The organism is Acidimicrobiales bacterium, from assembly GCA_035533595.1.
GTDB lineage: Bacteria > Actinomycetota > Acidimicrobiia > Acidimicrobiales > Bog-793 > DATLTN01.
This window is the reverse complement of the sequence record DATLTN010000006.1, coordinates 37327-57755: the sequence shown is the minus strand read 5'-3', so window position 1 is coordinate 57755 and position 20429 is coordinate 37327. Positions and strand designations below refer to the sequence as shown.

16 protein-coding genes and 1 tRNA gene are annotated in these 20429 nt (G+C 73.6%); 5 read left to right on the top strand and 12 right to left on the bottom strand.

From position 1 onward, the window contains the following. Positions 1-130 precede the first annotated feature (130 nt). Both VNF07_01525 and VNF07_01520 read right to left on the bottom strand, forming a co-directional pair. Complete coding sequence (locus VNF07_01525) at positions 131-409, bottom strand: hypothetical protein (protein ID HVB04916.1); 279 nt, start codon at positions 407-409, stop codon at positions 131-133. A 118-nt stretch (positions 410-527) separates the two neighbouring features. Continuing rightward, positions 528-609, bottom strand: a tRNA-Leu gene (locus VNF07_01520). Positions 610-660: 51 nt separating this feature from the next. Between VNF07_01520 and VNF07_01515 the strand changes: the two genes are divergently transcribed. Continuing rightward, positions 661-1029 (top strand): hypothetical protein, encoded by a 369-nt coding sequence (locus tag VNF07_01515; protein ID HVB04915.1) that lies wholly within the window; start codon positions 661-663, stop codon positions 1027-1029. Here VNF07_01515 and VNF07_01510 read toward each other — a convergent pair whose 3' ends face one another. The 3 genes from VNF07_01510 to VNF07_01500 are packed head-to-tail and all read right to left on the bottom strand — an operon-like array spanning position 1030 to position 5331. Continuing rightward, the gene (locus tag VNF07_01510) at positions 1030-2049 is read right to left on the bottom strand and encodes an alpha/beta hydrolase (GenBank protein HVB04914.1); all 1020 of its coding nucleotides are present in this window, start codon (positions 2047-2049) and stop codon (positions 1030-1032) included. Between the two features lie 32 nt (positions 2050-2081). Then, a complete protein-coding gene (locus VNF07_01505; protein ID HVB04913.1) occupies positions 2082-3464 on the bottom strand; it encodes an aminotransferase class III-fold pyridoxal phosphate-dependent enzyme in 1383 nt (460 codons plus the stop codon). A 37-nt stretch (positions 3465-3501) separates the two neighbouring features. Then, a complete protein-coding gene (locus VNF07_01500; protein HVB04912.1) occupies positions 3502-5331 on the bottom strand; it encodes a glycosyltransferase family 39 protein in 1830 nt (609 codons plus the stop codon). A gap of 23 nt (positions 5332-5354) precedes the next feature. On the opposite strand from VNF07_01500, the gene VNF07_01495 reads away from it, so the two are divergent. Then, on the top strand, positions 5355-6644 hold the full coding sequence (locus VNF07_01495) for a DNA repair exonuclease (GenBank protein HVB04911.1): 1290 nt from the start codon (positions 5355-5357) through the stop codon (positions 6642-6644). After that, complete coding sequence (locus VNF07_01490) at positions 6641-9403, top strand: AAA family ATPase (protein HVB04910.1); 2763 nt, start codon at positions 6641-6643, stop codon at positions 9401-9403. The genes VNF07_01495 and VNF07_01490 overlap by 4 nt, the downstream gene beginning before the upstream one ends. Positions 9404-9410: 7 nt before the next feature. Here the strand turns inward: VNF07_01490 and VNF07_01485 are convergent, their stop codons facing one another. Together VNF07_01485 and VNF07_01480 are read right to left on the bottom strand one after the other, a co-directional pair. Further along, positions 9411-9998 (bottom strand): vitamin K epoxide reductase family protein, encoded by a 588-nt coding sequence (locus tag VNF07_01485; protein HVB04909.1) that lies wholly within the window; start codon positions 9996-9998, stop codon positions 9411-9413. Next, a complete protein-coding gene (locus tag VNF07_01480; protein HVB04908.1) occupies positions 9998-11029 on the bottom strand; it encodes a DUF929 family protein in 1032 nt (343 codons plus the stop codon). Before VNF07_01480 ends, VNF07_01485 begins: the two co-directional genes overlap by 1 nt. Before the next feature lie 179 nt (positions 11030-11208). Between VNF07_01480 and VNF07_01475 the strand changes: the two genes are divergently transcribed. Together VNF07_01475 and VNF07_01470 are read left to right on the top strand one after the other, a co-directional pair. Continuing rightward, positions 11209-13059: an ABC transporter permease gene (locus VNF07_01475; GenBank protein ID HVB04907.1), complete on the top strand. Its 1851-nt coding sequence runs from the start codon at positions 11209-11211 to the stop codon at positions 13057-13059. Between the two features lie 28 nt (positions 13060-13087). Beyond that, complete coding sequence (locus tag VNF07_01470; GenBank protein HVB04906.1) at positions 13088-13831, top strand: ABC transporter ATP-binding protein; 744 nt, start codon at positions 13088-13090, stop codon at positions 13829-13831. A 7-nt stretch (positions 13832-13838) separates the two neighbouring features. Here the strand turns inward: VNF07_01470 and VNF07_01465 are convergent, their stop codons facing one another. From VNF07_01465 to VNF07_01445, 5 genes are all read right to left on the bottom strand, one after another. Next, complete coding sequence (locus VNF07_01465) at positions 13839-15059, bottom strand: GNAT family N-acetyltransferase (protein HVB04905.1); 1221 nt, start codon at positions 15057-15059, stop codon at positions 13839-13841. After that, positions 15059-16312 carry a flavodoxin-dependent (E)-4-hydroxy-3-methylbut-2-enyl-diphosphate synthase gene (gene ispG / locus VNF07_01460; GenBank protein HVB04904.1) on the bottom strand — a complete coding sequence of 418 codons (1254 nt, stop codon included), beginning with the start codon at positions 16310-16312 and terminating at the stop codon, positions 15059-15061. Before ispG ends, VNF07_01465 begins: the two co-directional genes overlap by 1 nt. 120 nt (positions 16313-16432) lie before the next feature. Further along, positions 16433-17737: a site-2 protease family protein gene (locus VNF07_01455; GenBank protein HVB04903.1), complete on the bottom strand. Its 1305-nt coding sequence runs from the start codon at positions 17735-17737 to the stop codon at positions 16433-16435. Next, on the bottom strand, positions 17734-18927 hold the full coding sequence (gene dxr, locus VNF07_01450) for a 1-deoxy-D-xylulose-5-phosphate reductoisomerase (protein ID HVB04902.1): 1194 nt from the start codon (positions 18925-18927) through the stop codon (positions 17734-17736). The genes VNF07_01455 and dxr overlap by 4 nt, the downstream gene beginning before the upstream one ends. An 81-nt stretch (positions 18928-19008) precedes the next feature. Further along, positions 19009-20397, bottom strand: coding sequence for a phosphatidate cytidylyltransferase (locus tag VNF07_01445; GenBank protein ID HVB04901.1), 1389 nt, complete (start codon positions 20395-20397; stop codon positions 19009-19011). Positions 20398-20429 lie beyond the last annotated feature (32 nt).

Sequence of the window (20429 nt, the reverse complement as noted above, 5' to 3'; positions counted from 1 at the left end):
CAGCCCCGGGCTCCGCGGAGCCGAGAGGTGGCGGTCGACCGCACGTACGCGGCGCGGCACCCACGCGAATGCCCAGCTCACCCTACCGATCGACACGGGCCACGACAAGGCCGGGGGCCCGCGCCGACGCCTACTGCGCGGTCGGTGGCTCGGGCTCCTCGCACGGCGCCCGCATCTCGAGCTGACGGACCCACTCGTTCACCCAGTACCGGTCCAGCGCGGCGCGGAAGCGCTCGGCGACGATCGGATCCGGCTGCACCGAACGGAGGCGCCCGTCCTGGCGTCCCGCGGCCACGAGGACGCAGCGCAGGAGCTCGCCGAGGTCACTGAGACGCCGCGCGAGGGCGGACTGGCGCGGCGGCCGGTCCGCCCGATCCCCCGTCCCCCGCTGGATCCTTCCGCCGATCACCTCTGCACTATGAGCCGACCTGGCGAGCACCGCAACACGCCTCCTCGGGGGGACCGCTGACGAGTGTCCGTCGGCGCTCCCGGGGTCTCGACAGCCCACGCAGCCCGTCATGGATCGGTGCGGGCGGAGAGACTCGAACTCTCACCCCCGAAGGGACCGGGACCTAAACCCGGCGCGTCTGCCAGTTTCGCCACACCCGCGTCCGAGAATTATGGACCGCGCCCGCCGCCGGCCCCGGCGAGAATGTCGCGGTGCCGCGCCGCCTCCGCCTGATCGGCTACTGGCGGAACGACTTCACCTACGACTGGCCCGACGTCCTGCGGTGGATCGACCCCGACTGGGAGGCCGCGGAGCGCGCCCTCACCGTCGCCTACCTGCGCTCGGGCGCCTTCGCCCGACGCTTCTGGGGGAGCTCGACCTGCCGCCTGTGCGGCATCGAGAACGGGCGCGAGGAGCTCACCGACGGCGAATGGCTGTGGCCCGACGGCCTCGCCCACTACGTCGAGGAGCACGGGGTGCGCCTCCCCGACGAGTTCGTCGCCCACGCCCGCGCCCGCTACGGCAAGGTCGCCGAGGAGGAGATCGACCGCTCCTGGTGGCGGGCGCAGCGGGCCCGCTGATCAGCCCGACTGCGCGAAGGTCACGATCGCGCTCACGAGGGCGCCCTCGTCCTCGGCGAGCACCGCGTAGCCGCCGCCCGCGACGAGGTCGAGCTTGCGCTTCGGCAAGAGCATCGCGAGGCGGGTCGAGTCCGCCGCGGGGACCACGCCGTCGGCGAGGCCGTCGATCACGAGGGCGGCGGAGCGGATCCCGCCGAGCCCCGCCCCGAGCGCCCGGTCACCCGCCAAGGACGCCGCGGCGCTCGCCTCGGAGCGCACGCCGCTCGCGACGATGTCGTCCGGGGAGACCTGGAAGACGCGGGCGAGCCACGCCTGGCGGGCACCCGGCTCGGTCGCGGGGAACATCAGGCTCGCGACGGTGCCCGCCGTCACCGTTGGCGAGGCCAAGACGGCCGCCGCAGCGGGCGGCACGCCGAGGGCGCGGCTGCCGCCGACCATCGAGTCGACGAGCACGAGGCGGCCGACGCTCGACGGGTGGCGCTCGGCGAGCGCGAGCACGACCGCGCCCCCGAGGCCCCAGCCGAGCGCCACTGGCTTTTTGAGCTGCAGGGAGTAGACGAGCCCGGCGGCGACGTCCGCGTAGGACTCGACGGTCGGCGAACCAGCGAGGGCCGCCGAGTAGCCGGCGCCGGGGAGGTCGAAGATCGTCACCGTGAAGTGCGCGGCGAGGTCGGTGAGCAGCTGCGGGTCCCACCACGTCATCGTGCCGTGCTGGCCCATCACGAGCAGCAGCGCCGGCCCCGAGCCGAACTGGCGGAAGCCGACGCGCACGCTCCCCGCCGAGTACGGGAGGAGCGGCTCGCTCGCGGGCGGCGCGGCGGTGCCCTTCGCGAGGATGGGGGCGGGAATGCGCTCGATCGGGCCGAGCGAGGCGTAGGAGCCCTGCGGGCTCGTGCCCGTGAGCGTGACCGGCACCGGCAACGTCGTCGGCGGCACGGTGGTGGTCGTCGTGGCCGCCTGGGGGGCGGGGGACGAGCAGGCGCAGAGCGCCGCCGCCAGGGTGGCGAGCGCGATCGGCAAGAGGGCGCGCCGTGGCGCGCCGGGAGTGCGGGTCAGCGGTCGCGCCCGAGCGCGGCCTTGGCGAGGGTCTTGCCGAACTCGAAGACGAGGGCGTTTCGGTGCGCGTCGGCGAGGACCTCGTCGAGCGACTCGACGAAGTACTCGACCTCCTCGTGGCCGATCACGAGCGGCGGGAGCAGCTTCACGACGTTCATCTGGTCGCCCGCGACCTGGGTGAGGATCCCGTGGCGCTGGAAGAGCGGCCCCACCACGAGCTGGGAGAAGAGCCCCTTGTGCATCGCCTCGAGGAGCTTGAAGCGCGAGCGCATGCGGAACGACTTCGGCTCCCCGAAGACGAGGCCGATCATCAGCCCCTGGCCGCGCACCTCGTGGAAGAACTCGTAGCGCTCGACGAGGGGATCGAGCGCCTTGCCGAGGGCGTCACCCGATTGCCGCGCCCGGTCGATGAGGTCCTCGTCGTCGATCACCGAGAGGGTCGCGAGCGCGGCGGCCATCGCGAGGGCATTGCCCTTGAAGGTCGAGGAGTGGACGAGCGCCCGCTCCATCGAGGAGTAGACCGCGTCGGAGGTGGCCGTCGAGCAGAGCATCGCGCCGACCGGGACGTAGCCGCCCGAGAGCGCCTTGGAGACGGTGAGGATGTCCGGGACGAGGCCGTAGTGCTCGTGCGCCCAGAGCTTCCCGGTGCGGCCGAGGCCGGTCTGCACCTCGTCGACGACGAGCAGCGTCCCGTACTTGCGGCACAGCTCCTGCACGGCGTCCCAGTAGGCGAGCGGGGCGACGTTCACCCCCTTGCCCTGGATCGGCTCGATGATGAAGGCCGCGACCTCGCGGCGCGAGAGCGCCCGCTCGAGGGCGCCGATGTCGCCGAAGGGCACCTGCTGGAAGCCGGGGAGGAGCGGGCCGAAGCCGCGCCGGAACTCGCCGCCGCCGTTCGCGCTGAGCGCGCCGAAGGTGAGGCCGTGGAAGCCGTGGTCGCAGAAGACGACGCCGCTCCGCTTGGTCGCGAAGCGCGCGAACTTGAGCGCCGCCTCGACCGCCTCGGCGCCCGAGTTGGTGAGGAAGACCCTCCCCATCTGCGGGCCGCAGCGGGCGAGGAGCGCCTCGGCGAGGAGCCCGGGGAGCAGCGCCGCGTCCATCTGCACGAGGCTCGCGAGGTCGGCGTCGATCGCGTCGTGCACCGCCTTTTTCACGACCGGGTGGGCGCGGCCGAGGCCGAAGACCCCGAAGCCGGCGAGGAAGTCGAGGTAGCGGCGCCCCTCGTTGTCGTAGAGGTAGGCGCCCTCGGCGCGCACGTACTGGCGGTCGAAGCCGATCGAGCGCAGCACGCGCACGAGCTGCGGGTTGATGTGACGGCCGTAGAGCTTGAGGTTCTCGCCGGCCCGCTCCGCGAGCAGCGCGTTCAGGTCAAAGCTCATCACGTCCTCCGAGCGAGGAAGCGTACCTGCGGCCCGCTCACGGAGCTGACACCTTCGAGATGATGGCGAAGTACCGGAAGACCGCCTGCGGGTCGACCGGGTGGGCCGGCTCGACGAGGGTGAAGTCGCCGAGGGTGACGCTCCGGTAGGCGATCCGCCGCCGTTGCAGGTAGATGCCGAGCTCGCGCGCGTCGAGGCAGCGGTTGCCGACTGCCGCGCAGCCCGGATCGAGGAGCGGCGCGTTGCCGAGGTGCAGGGCGACGAGGCTGCGGTGGCCGGGGGTGACGAAGAGCCAGGCCGCCCTCGGGTCGCTCTCGACGCGCGTGAGGTAGGGCGGATAACGGACGAGCCGCGCGTCCGAGGCGGTGATCGCGCCCCGGGATTCGAGGTCGAGGACGTAGCTCACCCAGTAGCCGGCGTACATGGTGCGCTGCCGCCGGGCCTCGAGCTCGCTCGCGAGGCGGCCGACGTAGCTGCTCGGGTCGCTCGTCCACGTCGTCCAGCTGCGCGACGACGACCCCCGCACGTGGTTCGCGGGGTACGGGGAGCGGCTGTCGAGGGCCCACCCCGTGAGCGCCAGCGCGCCGACGAGGAGGAGCGCCGGCAGCGCTCCACCGAGCAGCGGGCGCCCTCGGCGGGCGAGCAGGCCGCCGAGCTCCGCCACGCCCGCGGCCGCGAGCAGGGCGACGACCGGCGGCAGGAAGAGCGAGTACCGGCCGTCCAGCCAGTAGTAGGTGAAGGGCGAGGCGGCGAACAGGAAGGGATAGGCGAGGGCGAACAGCACGAGCAGCGCCGCCCGCCCGCCTCTCGCGAGCGCGAGCAGCCACACGAGCCCGGCCAGCACCACCGCCACGGCGATCGCCTCTCCGGCGGCGACGCCGAAGAGCCAGTGGCCGCTGCCGTTGAGGTCGTTCGTCGGGGACCAGAGCTGCAGGCCGAGGACCATCGGCACGGCGTGCTGGGCGAGGGTCTTCAGGTGGCTGAGGAAGCTCGGATCGGGGGTCACCCCGGCGTGCAGCGAGGCGAAGCCGCTCCGCAGGTTCGCCCACCACCACGGGAGCGAGCCGACGACGAAGGCCCCCGCTCCGAGGGCGAGGGCGCCGGCGCGCAGCGCCGCCTCGCGCCGCAGCAGCCGGTAGGCGAACAGCAGCCCCACGGGCACGAGGTAGTAGGCGATCTCCGGCGTCGCCCACCATCCGACGCCGGAGAGGAGGCCGAGGCCGGCGACCGACCAGCCGCGGTGGGGCGCGCCCGGATCGAGCGCCCGCAGGGCCAAGAGGCTGGCGCCGAGGCCGCAGACGAGGGCCGCCCAGCGGAAGCCGTACTCGAGGGTCGACTGCCAGATGTAGGTCTCGGACCACAGCCAGTAGAGGAGCCCCGCCGCGACCCCGACGCGCAGCGAGAAGAGGCGGCGGCCGAGCAGCACCACGAGCACGACGGTGAGCGCGTCGAGGAGCACCGGCGTGAGCGCCAGCGTGAAGCTCGACTGGCCGAGCACGGCGAACACGAGCGCCACGGCGTAGGGCTCAACCCCGCCGTAGCTCTGCCCCCAGTAGAAGGCGAAGAAGTGGCCGTGCAGGATCTCGTGCGCCATCAGCCCGACCACGGCCTCGTCGGAGTTGATCGGCTGGCGGCCGAGCGCCCAGAGCCGGAGGAAGAGGCCGAGAGCGAACAGCAGGGCGATCCCGAGGAGCCGCAGACGGCGTGCGAGACCGGTGGGAGGGGGCTGCTCGGCAGCTCCGACGACCGCGGGGGGCGGGAGGGTGGCGACCCCCGACGGCGCCTGCAACGAGGAATCGACCACGACGAGCAGGCGATCGTAGTGGGCACCCCGGTCCGCGGGGCGCGAGGTCCGCGGTTGTGACATACCCCCTCTGTACGCTCAGCGCGATGGCCGAGCGGCCGCACTCCTTCTCCTTCGTCCACGCAGCGGACCTCCATCTGGACACGCCCTTCAGCGGCGTTCACGCCGTCGCGCCACAGGTCGCGACGGCGTTGCGCGACGCCTCGCTCGCCGCGCTCGACGCCATCGTCGACCTCGCGATCAGCCGTTCGGCGGCGTTCGTGCTGTTCGCTGGCGACGTCTACGACGGCGCGGAGCGCGGCCTGCGCGCCCAGCTGCGCTTCCGCGACAACCTCGCGAGGCTGTCGCGGTCGGGGATCGCCTCCTTCGTCGTCCACGGCAATCACGACCCTGTGGAGAGTGGCTGGTCCGCCCTCGGAGAGGGCTGGCCCGAGGGCGTCACGGTGTTCCGGCCGCACGAGGTGACCGTCGTCCCGGTCATGCACGACGGGGCGCAGATCGCCACGGTCCAGGGGATCAGCTACGCGCGCCGGGACACCGCCGAGAACCTCGCCCGCCTCCTCACGCGCCCCGATGGCGACGGCGTGCACATCGGCCTCCTCCACTGCAACGTGGAGGGCGCGCCGGGCGGCCATGCGAACTACGCACCGTGCACGCTCGACGACCTGCGGGCGACCCGTCTCGACTACCTCGCTCTCGGCCACGTGCACGAGCGCCGCATCCTCGCCGGCCCCGGGGCCGGTGACCCCTGGGTCGTCTACCCCGGAAACAGCCAGGCACGGAGCCCACGCGCGAGCGAGCGCGGCGCGAAGGGAGCCGTCGTCGTCGAGGTGCGCGACAGCGTGGTGCTCGAGCCCGAGTTCGTCGCCTGCGACCAGGTCCGCTTCGCCGAGGTCGCGGTCGACGTCGCAGAGTTCAGCGAGTTCGGTGGCCTCGCCTCCGAGCTCGCGGCGCTGGCGGAGGAGGCGCGGGCCGCGGCCGACGGGCGATCGGTCGTGCTGCGCGGCGTGCTCGGCGGTCGGGGCGGGCTGCACCGCGACCTCGCCCGCCCGGGGCTCCTCGACGAGCTGCTGCGCCACCTGCGCGACGGCTCCGGCGCGCTCAACCCCTTTGTCTGGTGGGACGCGATCGTCGACGAGAGCGCCGCCGAGACCGAGGTCGAGGCCGGGCGTGGCGACTTCGCCGACGACCTCCTCGCCATCGCCGCGGCGCTCGAGGACGAGCACCTCGCAGCAGCGCTCGCGGCCCTCGCCGGCGAGGCACCCCGCCCGTTGCGGCGGCCGATCGACGAGCTGCTCGCAACGCGCGAGCAGCGCGAGTCGCTGCTCGCGGCGGCGAGCCGGCTCGCGCTGAGTGAGCTCGGAGGGTCACGGTGAGGATCTCCACATTGCGCGTCGACGGCTACGGCAAGCTCGCCGACCTCGAGCTCGGCCCGATCGACCGGGGCCTCACCGTGGTCCTCGGCCCGAACGAGGCGGGGAAGTCCACCCTCCTCGACTTCGTGCGCGGTGTGCTGTTCGGCTTCCCGGACCGCCGCCAGCGCCTCCCCTTCCACGAGCCGCTGCGTGGCGGCCGCCACGGTGGCGCCGTCGGCCTCGTCGACGAGGAAGGCGAGCCCTGGCTGCTCGAGCGCCACGTCGGCAGGGCGCCGGTCCTCGTCGGCCCCGACGGCTCGGTCCGGGACATCGCCGCCCTGCAGCGCCTCGTCGGTGGTGCCGACGACGCGCTGTTCCGCTCGGTCTTCGCCTTCGGCCTCGGCGAGCTCGCGGCCTTCGAGTCCCTCGACCGGGACGAGGTGCGCGAGCTCGTCTTCTCAGCGGGCGTCCTCGGCGCCGGCCGCTCGGCGAGCGTCGCGCTGCGCGCCATCGACCAGCAGCGCCAGACCCTGGTCCGCCCCCGCCAGCAGGAGGCGAGGGCGAACCAGCTGCGGCTGCAGCTCGACGCCCTCGACGAGTCGCTGCGCTCCGCGCGCGCCGCGGCCGCGACCTACGCCGCGACCGCGGCCGAGCGCGACCGCCTGCGCTCCCTCGCGCTCGCGGCCCGGTCACGCGCCGAGTCACTGCACCGCCGTGCCCGCGAGCTCGAGCGCCTCGAGTCGTGCTGGGCACCCTGGCGCCGCGGCCGCGAGGCCGCCGAGGAGCTCGCCGACCTCGGCCCGGTGAGCGCCGAGGTCGCCGCAGTGCGCGAAGCCGAGTTCGAGATCCGCGCCCTCGGCGAGCAGCTCTCCGGCCACGAGGAGCGCTCGAAGGAGCTCCACCGCCTCGCCGGCCAGCACGCCGGGATCGAGCGCTCCATCGAGCTGCGCCTCGCCGAGATCGGCTTCGAACCCTCAGAGCGCGCCCTGCCGGCGCTCGACATCGGCCTGGAGGACGAGGTCACCGCCCTCGGCGTCCGCCAGCGCGCCGCGGCCGCCGCGGCCGCCGCGCTCGCCGAGGAGGAGGCGACGGCACAGCGTGAGCTGGCGGCGATCGGGGGCTCCCCCGGCGCCGCCGACTCCGGCGCGGCGCAGCTCGACGAGCGCCGTCGCGACGCCCTCGAGCTGCGCGGCCTGCTCGCCACGCTCGACCGCCTGGAGGGCGAGGCTGCGGCACGGCGGCAGGCCGCGGCCTACGCCGCCCTCGCCGGGCGACGGCCCCGCCAGCTGCCACGCGCCGGCGCCGCAACCGCGCTCGTCCTCGCACTCGCGCTCGCCAGCGCGGCCGTCGCGACACGGCGTCCGCTGCTCCTCGCCGCTGCGGGCGCCGCGCTCCTCGTCGCGCTCACCGCCGCCGCCCTCCTGCGCGCCGAGCGGCGCCGCGGCGCCTCCGCGGCGCTCCGCGCCCCCGATGACCTCGACGGACGGGTCGAGCGCGTGCGCGCCGACGTCGCGGCGCGCGGCGACGCCCTCGGCCTCGGGTCACGCCCCGAGCGTGAGGAGGTCGAGCTGCTCGTCGATGAGCTCGAGGAGGCGAGAGAGGGGCAGCGACGCGCCGAGGAGGTCGAGCGCGCGGGTGCGCGGGTACGCGAACGCCTGGACGGGATCCGCGCCCGGCGCGCCCTCCTCGACGGCGAGCTCGCCGAGATCGCCACCACGGTCGGCAGGGTCGCGGAGAAGCTCGAGCTCGCCCCGGGCCTCACCCCCGACGCGCTGGCCCGCGCCATCGACGGGCTGCGCAGCGTGAACGAGCTGATCGCGGCGAGCGCGCGCGTCGCCCCCGAGCTCGCCGCCGTCCGCGAGTCGACGGCCGACTACGAGTCGCGGCTCTCTCGGCTGTGCGCCCGCCTCGGCCTCGGCCCGGCGGCAGAGGCCGCGGCGAGCGTCGGGGCCCTCACCTCAGCGCTGCAGGGAGCGCTCGCGGACTGCAGCGGGCGCGAGCGCCTCGAGAGCGAGGTCCTCGGTGCGCGCCGCCTCCTCGAGGAATCCCTCGGCGAGGGCGACGAGGCGGAACGGCTCCGGGGTGAGCTCACGACCGGGACCCTCGCCGCGTGGGGCGAGGAGCGCCTCGCAGTCGAGCAGGCGCTCGCCGACGTCGACGCCTCCTACGAGGAGCTCCTCGGCTCCCAGCTCGACGCCGAGCGGAGCCTCGGCGCGCTCGCCTCCTCGGAGGACGTCGCCTCCCTCTCCCAGGAGCGCGAGCTCATCGCCACCGAGCTCGCCGGCGCGCTCTCGCAGTGGCTGCGCCTCGGCCTCGCGGGGACGCTCATCCAGCGCACCCTCGCCCGCTACGAGGCGGAGCGCCAGCCCCTCGTCATCGCCCGCGCCGGCGCGCTCTTCTCGGGGGTCACCGGCGGCGCCTACGAGAAGCTCGTCGCCCGCGAGGAGGCCGACCAGCGGCACCACGGGATCGAGGCGATCACTCCCTCGGGCGTGCGCGTCGACGCCGCCGAGCTGAGCCGGGGCACCGCCGAACAGCTCTACCTCTGCCTCCGCCTCGCCTTCGCGGCGACCTTCGCCGAGCGCTCGGTCGCCCTCCCGCTGCTTTTGGACGACGTCCTCGTGAACTTCGACGCCGACCGCGCCGGCGCGATGAGCCGGGCGATCGCGACCGTCGCCGAGGAGCACCAGGTGATCGTCTTCACCTGCCACCCCCACCTCGCCGAGGCCTTCCTCGCCACGGGCCCCGGAGCGGCGCTCCTCCAGCTCTCCCCCGCGTAGCGCCCGCTCAGCCCTCGGCGGCCGCCTCGCGCAGGTCGAGGGCGTCGTCCCAGCCGGTGGCGATCGTCACGAAGAGCAGGAAGGTGAGCACGTGCACGGCCGTGCACCAGATGCAGATCGCGCGGATCTCGAAGAGCTCGGCGTAGAGCAGGTAGCAGATGAAGCCGACCCCGGTCACCGCTCCGACGAGGCGCGCCGGGGCGATGAAGTGCTGCTGCGAGCGCCACGCGGGAGGCACGCAGAGGGCCAGCATCGCCACGAAGAAGGCCAGCCCGAGGATGGCGACGGGGACACCGAAGACGAGCGACTGCGGGCTCGTGATCACCTTCTCACAGTTGATCCCCTTGATCGCGAGGCAGGAGATCGAGGCCGAGGAGGTGAAGTGGATGTAGGTGAGGTAGCTCGCCGCCCCGAGACCGAGGATGCAGAGGACGGTCGCGACGATCGGACGGCGGGAGACGAACTCCACCTCGGTGCCCGGCTCGGGGCGGGGTGCCGGCGCCCGCCGCAGGCGCGTGCGCCGCGCCGGTGGGGGCGGCGGAGCGGCGAGCGTGCTCGGCCGACGGCCACGCGCGGCCGTCGGGGGCTTCGGCACTAGCCGACGGGCTTCTGCTTGGCGAGGGCCGCCGCCGCGGCCTTCACGCCGGACGTGCTGCAGACGCTCGCGGGCTTGCCGCCGTCGAGGGCGCAGATCGCGGCCGAGAGGTAGTTCGCCTCGCTGATGAAGTACTTCGCGCCGATCCCCGGTCCGATGCCGCTCGTCGGGTCGGTGAGCGAGCTCGCCACCTCCGCGGCGCCCGGGCCACCGCCCGAGAGCGCCTGCGCGATGGCGGCCAACGCCTGTGGGTCACCGGAGGAGACGTACTTGTTGCCGATGTCGAGGAAGGGGATGCCCGCGCTCGACGAGGGGTTGAAGGGCGCCGCCGCCTTGCCCGAGGCCGAGCCGTCGTACTTCGCGTAGAGGTCGTTCACCTGCTTCGGCACCGACTGCAGCGGGTTCTTGTCGCGGTCGAGGTACTCGTAGGGGGTGAAGGCGACGTAGGGGCTCGAGTACGTCGCGCCGAGGAAGCTGAAGGTGGGGACGCTCGAGGGGATGTCGGTCGAGGAGGAGGTGGTCTGCTTCAGGCCGCTGAAGGTCCCGAAGCGGCTGAGCGCGGCGATCATCGACCAGCGCATCACCCCGCAGTAGGGGCAGTACTCGGCGCCGTAGTAGACGAAACGCGGCTTGCCGTCGGAGGTGAGCGCCGGCTGGTCCTTGGTGAGGGTGAATGGTGCCGGCTGGTTGGAGATGCCCACCGAGTTGTAGGTCGCGAGCGGGACGTTGAGGACCGGGTCGAGCTGGGTGGCGGCGGCGAGCGCGGGGTGCTGGCCGGTCGAGATCCCCGACGAGGAGCCGGGGCCGGAGTTGCCCTTGGCGAAGTTCCACACCAACAGCGCGACCACGACGACGACCACCGTGCCGACCGCGATCCAGCCGGCCTGGCGCGAGCGAGCCTGGTGCCGACGGTCGTAGCGGCGCTGCGCGCTCGCCGACATCGTCGCGTTCTGCTGGCCGCCGAGGCGCCGCGCACCGGCGGCGGTGCTCCTCGGGTCGGGTCTCCGACCCTGCTTGGAGTTGCGCGCCACTCTCTATCTCCTCCGGCTCCGGACGCCGCAGTGTACCGGCACCCCCTGTGACGCTCCTGAAGAGCGCGGCGGGGGCGCGCACAAATCTGCGGTGAGCTCTCGGCGTGGCCCCAGCTCGGCCACAGAATGGTTGCATACGGTCAGGGCAGCGAACAGTTAGATACGCAAAGGAGTCACCCGTGTTCTCGCTCGGCTACGCCTTCAACGAGCTCCGCCGCCGCTTCGGCCGCACCCTCGTGACCGCCCTCGGCCTCGCCGCCGGCGTCGGCCTCGTGATGGGGATCATCGGCGTCTCCGAGGGCCTCTCCGAGGCCCAGAACCGGATCCTCTCCCCCCTCGGCAGCGTCGGCACCGACATCATCGTGACGCGCACGATCGCCCCGACGACCGAGCAGACGACGGCCACGACCACGCCGAGCAGCGGCTTCCCCGGCGGTGGCGGTGGCGGTGGCGGCTTCTTCGCGCGCGGCGTCGCCGGCTCGGGCGTCACCGCCTCGCAGGCGGCCGCTCTCGCGCAGAACAACGCCTCGGTGATCACCGACCTCGCGAAGCTCGGAAAGCCCGGCACCCAGTTCACCCACGACTTCTTCGTCCCCGGCACGCTCATCACCTTCCCCGCGGCCGCGGTCAGCGACGTCTCGAAGATCACCGACGTCACCTCCGCGGTCGGCGCGCTGTCGCTGCAGGCGCTCCACCAGACTGGCACGGTCCCGAAGATCACCGACACCGTGAAGACCGGCGGCCAGACCCTGAACACCAAGGTGAAGGCGCCCACCCTCACCCCCGCCCAGCAGGCAACCCAGCGCTCCTGCATCCAAGCCGCGCTGCAGAAGTCCTTCGGCTCGTTCTTCAGCGGCGCCGGCACCGCGGGCGCCGGCAAGGGCGGCGGCGGACGGGGCGGCCTCGGCGGCGCCGGCAACTCGGGCGCCCCCGCCGGGGCAGGCGGCCCGACGACCACCCAGCGCCGCCAGTTCGCCGGCTTCGCCAACAACCCCGTCGTCGAGAAGTGCCTGACCCCCGCCGAGATCACCTACGAGCAGCAGGTGGTGGTCCCCGAGCGGACGATCCAGCGGGTGCTCGCCACGCCGACCACCAACACGAACACCTCGAGCTACACCGTCGCCGGCGTCGACCCCTCGAACACGACGACCGGCCTCGTCACGAGGGCCCAGCTCGTGCAGGGCAGCTGGTTCACCGCCGCCCCCGCCGACGAGGTCCTCGTGAACACGGCCTACGCCAGCACCAAGAAGCTGAAGCTCGGCGGCACGCTCACGATCAACGCCAAGGGCTACAAGATCGTCGGCCTCGTCTCCCCGACCCTCACCGGCAACGTCTCGGACGTCTACTTCCCCCTCACGACGATGCAGAGCCTCTCCTCGGCGAAGGGCTACGTGAACGAGGTGCTCGTCGCGGTGAAGAACTCCTCGGACGTCTCGGCGGTGACCGCGGCGATCAAGAAGGACCTCCCCGGTGCTGAGGTGCTCACCTCCAAGCAGCTCGCCGACCAGGTGAGCGGGAGCCTCTCCAACGCCCACAAGCTCGCCAACACGCTCGGCACCGCGCTCGCCATCGTCGTGCTGCTCGCGGCCTTCCTGATCGCGATGCTGCTCACGCTCTCGAGCGTCGCCAAGCGGGTCCGCGAGATCGGCTCGCTGCGGGCGATCGGCTGGTCACGCGGCGCCGTCGTCCGTCAGGTGATGGCCGAGACCCTCGGCATCGGGGTGATCGGCGGCCTCATCGGGATCGGGGTCGGGGCGATCGTCTGCGGGATCGTCGCCGCCGTCGGCCCCGGCCTCTCGGTGACGACGACCGGCCTCACGGTCGGCGCCTCGACCCTCTCGCAGAGCCTCCTGCACCAGTCGACGACGGGCACGATCAACACGATCGTGCACCTCACCGCCCCGATCCGTGCCGCGACGATCGGCCTCGCCTTCGCCGGTGCGCTCGTCGGCGGCCTGCTCGCCGGCGCCGCGGGCGGATGGCGGGCGGCGCGCCTCGCCCCGGCCACCGCGCTGCGGGACCTCGGCTGAGCGGGCGCGAGAGAGAAAGGACGACCCCATGGACACCACCGAGACCACGGCCGCGACGACGGGGGCCGGCGCCCCCACCGCCCCCCTCTACGAGCTGCGCCACCTCGAGCGCACCTTCACCCGCGGCGGCGTCGCCGTGCACGCGGTGCGCGGCATCGACCTCACGATCGCGCGCGGCGAGATGATCTCCCTCGAGGGGCCGAGCGGCTCGGGCAAGAGCACCCTCCTGCAGCTCCTCGGCGCCCTCGACAGCCCGACCGGAGGGGAGATCCTCTTCGGCGGCCGCAACCTCGCCGGCCTCGACGACCGGGCGCTCACCGCCATCCGCGCCAAGGAGATCGGCTTCGTCTTCCAGCACTTCAACCTGATCCCCACCCTCACCGCGACCGAGAACGTCGCCGTGGCGATGATCCCGAACCACGTACGCCTGAAGGAGCGCACCGCCCGCGCCGAGGAGCTGCTCACCCAGGTCGGCCTCGCCCACCGCCTCGGCCACCTCCCCTCGCGGCTGTCGGGCGGCGAGCAGCAGCGCGTCGCGATCGCGCGCGCGCTCTCGAACAGCCCGAGCGTGATCATCGCCGACGAGCCGACGGGCAACCTCGACTCCGAGACCGCGAAGGAGGTGATGGCGGCGATCGCGGACCTCAACCACCACGCCGGCGTGACCATCGTCATCGCCACCCACGCGGAGGACGTCGCCCGCCTCACCGACCGGCGGGTGCGGATGCGCGACGGCGCGGTCCTCGAGGACTCGACCGCTTCCCCCGCCTGAGGGCGCCCTACAGCTCGGCGCCCTGGAAGGGTGCGCGGCCAAAGAGGAAGAGGCGGTCGGCGCGCGCCGCCGCTCCCGCCACCTCCTCGCGCGCCGCACCGACCTCGGTGAGGCGGGCGAAGCTCGTCGCGCCGAGGTAGGTGGCGGCGAGCGCGTCCACCCCGAGGCGGAGCTCCCCGCCCTCCTCGTTCGCGACGGCGCGGCCGCGGCCCCCGGGGTCGACCTCGAGGCGCCAGCAGCGCGCGTTCCAGGGGCAGCCCGGGTCCTCGACCTCGAGGGTGACGGCACCGGCCGCCGCGTACGAGCGGCCGCCGAGCGCGCCGGGCAGGTCGACCAACCGCAGCCAGCCACGGTGGCGCTGGGCGACGACCTCGCACGCGCCCGGGTCGCGCAGCAGGTGACGGAGGGGTTCGTCGACCGGCCGGGGCGCGGTCGTGATCGTCACGCCCTCCCCGAGCGAACCGATCACCCAGCCGAGCGCGCGGTAGGCGGCGGGCGTCGTCGCGACGAGCTCCTCGAGGCGCACCTCGCGCCCGCTCGCGCCGACGAGGGCGCGGTAGCGGAGGTAGCCGTCGAGCTCGCCGTCGGCCTCGTGGGCGACGACGAAGCCGGTCCGGTCGGCCCCCTTGTCGGTGACGAGAAGGCGGCGCCACTCCTCGGCGGTGCGGGTGATCTCGCCGACCGAGGCGCGGCGGTGGCGGTCGAATATCGCGGGCAGTGCCTCGAGGGCCTCGTCGGGGCGCAGCTGCACGAGGGAGCCCGGCGGGGAACCGGGCTCGTTCGCGACGGCGCGGCCGGGGGCGATGCGGTACTCGTTCGCCCAGCTCGCGGGGGCGAAGCCGAAGCGCCGGTAGAAGCCTCCGTCGCCCGCCTCGAGGAGCGCGACGGCCTCGCCGCGATCGTGCGCGTCCTCGAGGAAGCGGGCGACGAGGCGGCCGCCGAGCCCCTGGCGGCGGTGCGTCGGCGCGACCCCGAGGTCGGTGAGCGCGGCGACGCGAAGCGGCCGCGGCCCGGGGACGGTGAGCTCGACGAGGTGGCTCGCGAGCGTGCCGAGGACGGCCCCGCCGGCTTCGGCGACGAGGCAGCGCCCGGGGTCGAGGGCGGCGAGGAAGAGCTCGCGCTCGTCGTCGGGGAACGAGAAGACGAAGGCGGCCTCCACACAGGCGGCGAAGGCGTCGAGCTCGTGGGGCGCCGGCGCCCGCAGCACGGGCGCCGGCCGGTGGCGCATCAGCTCTCGCTGGCCCCGCTGTCGCCCTTGCCGAGGTTCTTGCGGATCTTCAGGATCACGTCCTCGGAGTGGTTGGCGTCCTCGCCGCGCTCGCCGAGCAGGAGCAGGCGGTCGGCCGCGGCCTCGCGCTCGGCGCCGGCGTCGGCGGCCTCCATGCGCGCCTCGATCCCTTCGGCGACGATCTTCTCGGCCTCTGAGACGAGCGCCTCGACCATCTCGTCCTCGGGGACGACGCGGATGATCTTGCCCTTGATGAACAGGTGGCCCTTGTGCTTGCCCGCCGCGATGCCGAGGTCGGCCTCGCGCGCCTCGCCGGGGCCGTTCACCACGCAGCCCATCACCGCCACCTGCAGCGGGAGGTCGCGCTCGCTGAGCGCCGCCTGCGCCGCCGAGGCGACCGCGATGACGTCGATCTCGGCGCGCCCGCAGCTCGGGCAGGCGATGAGGTCCAGGCCCCGCCGCTCGCGCAGCCCGAGGGCCTCGAGGAGCTGGCGGCCGGCGCGCACCTCCTCGACGGGGTCGGCGGTGAGCGAGTAGCGGATCGTGTCGCCGATCCCCTCGGCGAGCAGCGTGCCGATCCCGGCGGTGCCCTTCAGAAGCCCCGCCGGCGGCGGCCCCGCCTCGGTCACGCCGAGGTGCAGGGGGTGGTCGAAGGTCTCCGAGGCGAGGCGGTAGGCCTCGATCATCACCGGGACGTTCGAGGCCTTCACCGAGATCTTCACGTCGTGGAAGTCGACCTCTTCGAAGTAGGCGATCTCCATCCTCGCCGACTCCACGAGCGCCTCGGGGGTGGCGCCGCCGAAGCGCTTGTAGAGCTCGGGGTGCAGCGAGCCGGCGTTCACGCCGATGCGGATCGGGATGCCGCGGTCCTTGGCCTCGGAGGCGACGAGCTTGATCTCCTCGGGCTTGCGGAGGTTGCCGGGGTTGAGGCGCAGCCCCTGCACCCCCGCCTCGAGGGCGGCGAGCGCCATCTCCACGTGGAAGTGGATGTCGGCGACGATCGGCACCGGCGAGCGGGGGATGATCTGCGCGAGCCCCTCGGCGGCCGCCTGCTCGTTGCAGGTGCAGCGCACGATGTCCGCGCCCGCCGCGGCGAGGGCGTAGATCTGCTGCAGCGTCCCCTCGACGTCCGCGGTCTTGGTGGTCGTCATCGACTGCACGCTGACGGGCGCGCCGCCGCCGATCGCCACCGGCCCGACGTGGACCTGCTTGGTCTGCCGCCGCTGCCCCAGGTTCCCTGCCGCACGTGCCATCGTCCGCGGTCCTCCTCGACTGCGCCGCCACCTCTGCGCCCTCAGACTACGGCCTCACGGCCCTTCCTCGGGTGTGGGCGAGGTGAACGGCGGGCGAACTGTTCGACCGCGCGCCGGCGATCAGCCCCCGGGCAGGTGAACTGGATTCACGGCGTTCGCGTAGAGGGCGCCGAGGCCGAGCACGAGGATGAAGGCGAGGAAGAGGTAGGCGACCGGCATCAGCTTCGCGACGTCGGCGTGGTAGCGGCGGCCGCGGCGCGAGCGCAGCCGCTCGTAGACGGCGATCGCCACGTGGCCGCCGTCGAGCGGGAGCATCGGCACGAGGTTCACGATGCCGACGAAGACGTTCACCGCGACGAGGATGTAGAGCAGCTCGGAGACGTTCTGGTGCGCCGCCTGCGCCCCGACCTGGATCGCACCGAGGATCGAGACGAGCTGGCCGGAATTGCCGGTCGCCCCCGTGTTCCCCGCGGCCGCGGCGGCGTGCTGGGAGCGCGCCGAGGCCACCGAGCGGGCGAAGGAGGCGAGGCCGTGCGGCGAGAAGATCTCGCCGAGCCCGGCGAAGCTCGCCCGCGTCACGCTCCCGAGGAGCGCGCCGGCCCGCCCGAGGGCGGAGAGGGGGTTCTCGGTCACGTAGCTCTGGCCGAGCGCCACCCCGATCACCCCGACGGGCTGCTTGGCCTTGATCTCCGGCGTCGGGACGCCGTTCACCGCGACGTCGAGACCGCGGGCGTCCCGGCTCACGACGACGACGGAGACGAGCCTGCCGGCACGGCGCACGCCGAGGTCGAGGCGGGCGTCTGGATGGGCGTGCACGTAGTTGACGAAGTCGTTGGCGGTCGGCACGGCACGGCCGTCCACCGAGACGACGACGTCGCCGGCGTGCAGCCCCGCCGCCTTCGCCGGGCTGACAGCATTGGTGTAGGTGGTGAAGCCGCCGATCTCCGCGGCGGACGAGGGCAGGCCGGCGAAGGCGACCATCCCCCACAGGAGGAGGAAGGCCATCACGAAGTGCATCGTCGACCCGGCGACGCCGACGAGCACGCGCCGCGGGAAAGTCGACTGCCGGTAGCTGCGCGCCTCGTCGAGGGGGTCGACCTCCTCGAGGCCGGTCATCCCGACGATCTTCACGTAGCCGCCGGCGGGGATCGCCTTCACGCCGTACTCGGTCTCGCCGCGGCGGAACGAGAGGATCCGTGGCCCGAAGCCGAGGAAGTACTCGGTGACCTTCATCCCCGAGAGCTTCGCGGTGACGAAGTGCCCGGCCTCGTGGGCCATCACCATCACCACGAGGGCGAGGACGACGATGAGCACGTCGAAGCCGTGCAGCCACAAGGTGAGCAGGACGACCGCCGCGACGAGCGCCAACAGCCGGTAGAGCGCGCTGCGATTGCTCGTCTGGACCGAGGGCGGGCGGCCGATCACGCGACGACGGCGGCGGCCTCGACCACCGACGCAGCGACGCGGCGAGCCGCGGCGTCCGCGGCCAGCACGTCCGCGACCTCGACGAGCTTGGTCGCCTCGTGGCGCGAGAGCGTCTCCTCGACGACCCGGGCGATGTCGAGCCACCCGATGCGGCGCTCGAAGAAGGCCTCCACCGCGACCTCGTTCGCTGCGCTCAGCCACGCCGGCGCCGAGCCGCCCAGGCGGCCCGCCTCGAAGGCGAGGCCGAGGCAGGCGAAGGTGCCGAGGTCCGGCTCCTCGAAGTCGAGCGAGCGCAGCGCCCGCCAGTCGAGGGTGCCGAAGGGCTCGCCGAAGCGGTCGGGGTAGGAGAGGGAGTAGCCGATCGGGAGGCGCATGTCCGGGTAGGAGAGCTGTGCGATCGTCGCGCCGTCGACGAACTCGACCATCGAGTGGACGATCGACTGCGGGTGCACGACGACCTCGATGCGGTCGAAGCCGACCCCGAAGAGCTCGTGCGCCTCCAGCACCTCGAGGCCCTTGTTCATGAGCGTCGAGGAGTCGATCGTGATCTTCGGCCCCATCTTCCAGGTGGGGTGGGCGAGGGCCTCGTCGATGGTCACCGCGGCGAGCGAGGCGCGCGAGCGGCCGCGGAAGGGGCCGCCGCTCGCGGTGACGAGCACACGGCGGACGTCGGTCGGGCTCTCCGGCCCCTCCGGCCCGACGTGCGCGTCGGGGCCGACGTGGCGACGCTCGCCGAGGCACTGGTGGATCGCGCAGTGCTCGGAGTCGACGGGGACGATCTCCGCCCCGCGCGCCGAGCGGGCCGCCTGCACGACCGGGGCCCCGGCGATGAGCGACTCCTTGTTGGCGAGCGCGAGGCGGCGGCCGCTCGACAGCGCGGCGACCGTGACCGGCAGGCCGGCGAAGCCAACGACGGCGTTCAGCACGATGTCACCGGTCGCGCCGAGCTCGGAGAGCGAGGCCGGCCCGGCGAGGACGGTCGTCCCCGCGGGAACGATGGCGCGCAGCTCCTCCACGCGGGCCGCGTCGGCGATCGCGACGACCTCGGGGCGGAGCTCACGGGCCTGCTCGGAGAGGAGCTCGACGTTGCTCCACGCGCCGAGCGCGACGACGCGGAAGTCCTCCGGCGCCCGCCGGCAGACATCGACCGCCTGCGTCCCGATCGAGCCCGTCGAGCCGACGATGCTCACCTCACGCACGGCTGCGACCCATCGGGAAAGGGTACCGGTGGCCGGGGTCCCGGCGGCAGCAGGGCGCGGGCGATGAGCTCCTCACGAGAGGTGTGCCAGGCGGGCGAGCGCGTAGGTCGCCGGGAGGACGAATAGCAGGGCGTCGACGCGGTCGAAGAGGCCGCCGTGGCCGGGCAGCAAGTTGCCCATGTCCTTCAGCTCGAGGTCGCGCTTCACCATCGACTCCGTGAGGTCGCCGAGCGGGGCCACCGCCGAGACGAGGACGCCGAGCTCGAGGGCGCTGAGGCGGCCGAAGGGGTGCAGCATCCCGACGGCGAGCACGGCGACGAGCACGGTGAGCAGGGTCCCTCCGACGAGGCCCTCGAGGGTCTTTCCGGGGCTGATGTCGGGTGCGATGCGGTGGCGGCCGACACGGGAGCCGACCACGAAGGAGCCCACGTCATGGGCCACGGTGAGCAGCACCGCGGCGAACACGAGGGTCACGCCGTGGCGGTGCGGGAACTGCGCGGGGGCGAGGAGGAGGCCGCCGAAGGCGCCGAGGCCGCCGACCCACACCGCGACGAAGAGCGTCGTCGCCATCGAGACGAGGGGATCGGCGGGGGGACGGAGCAGGTGGAACAGCGCCGTGAGGACGACCGCGCAGCCGAGGACGGTCATGATCCCCGAGCCCTGGCGCAGGTAGGCGGCGACCACGAAGGCGGGGACGGTGAGCAGCCCGACGAGCGTCGCCGGCCGGTAGCCGGCCCGCTGCAGGGCGGCGAATGCCTCGCCGGCCGTGAGGGTCAGCGCGAGTGCGGCGAGGACGAGCGTGGCGAGGGCGCCGAGCAGGAGGCAGACGGCGACGAGGGCTGCGAGACCGAGCCCCGTGAGCGTCGCCACCCGGCCGTCACGCCCCTTCGGCGCGGGCTCGGTCGCGCCCCGCCGCGAGCGGCTCGAGGCGTGCCTGCGGCGTTCGCTGCGCAGCGTCGCGAGATCTTCCGGCGCCTCCTCCTGGTTGAGCAGCGGCGCCCAGGCCGCCTCGGGCTCGGTGCCCTCGACGGGCGAGCCGCCCCGCTCGAGCTCCTCGAAGGAGAAGGTGAAGGGAGCCTCCCCCGGCTCCACCGTGCCGGCGATCACCGTGTCGTCGCTCTCGTCGGGCTCGACTGCGGCGAAGATCGAGAGGTCGGTCTCGGCCGCCCAGTCCGAGCTCGCCTCACGCCACGTCGGGCCACGCACCGCGTCCGGGCGTTCGGCGTCGGGGTGGTCGAGCAGCACCCGCGGCACCTGCCCGGTCGGAGGGTCGGCCCAGTTGGGCAGCTCGTAGGCCTCCGTCGGCTGCTCGACGGCGACCTCCTCGTCTTCGGGATGCGGGTGGACGAGCCCGGCGGCCACCGCCGCCTCGACAGCCGCGATCCGCACCTCGCCCGTCGACGGGCCGTTGCCCTCGGCGCGCGTCTCGTCCTTGTTGTCGTCTTCGGGCTGTTCGGCCACGACTCCCCCTGCTCACCCGACTTCCTCACGCG

What these genes read in the sequence shown, in the direction of transcription:
- VNF07_01505 (HVB04913.1), bottom strand. Translation starts at nt 3,464, where the DNA reads ATGAGCTTTGACCTGAACGCGCTGCTCGCGGAGCGGGCCGGCGAGAAC.
- ispG (HVB04904.1), bottom strand. Translation starts at nt 16,312, where the DNA reads ATGGCACGTGCGGCAGGGAACCTGGGGCAGCGGCGGCAGACCAAGCAG.
- VNF07_01495 (HVB04911.1), top strand. Translation starts at nt 5,355, where the DNA reads ATGGCCGAGCGGCCGCACTCCTTCTCCTTCGTCCACGCAGCGGACCTC.
- VNF07_01465 (HVB04905.1), bottom strand. Translation starts at nt 15,059, where the DNA reads ATGCGCCACCGGCCGGCGCCCGTGCTGCGGGCGCCGGCGCCCCACGAG.
- VNF07_01500 (HVB04912.1), bottom strand. Translation starts at nt 5,331, where the DNA reads ATGTCACAACCGCGGACCTCGCGCCCCGCGGACCGGGGTGCCCACTAC.
- VNF07_01470 (HVB04906.1), top strand. Translation starts at nt 13,088, where the DNA reads ATGGACACCACCGAGACCACGGCCGCGACGACGGGGGCCGGCGCCCCC.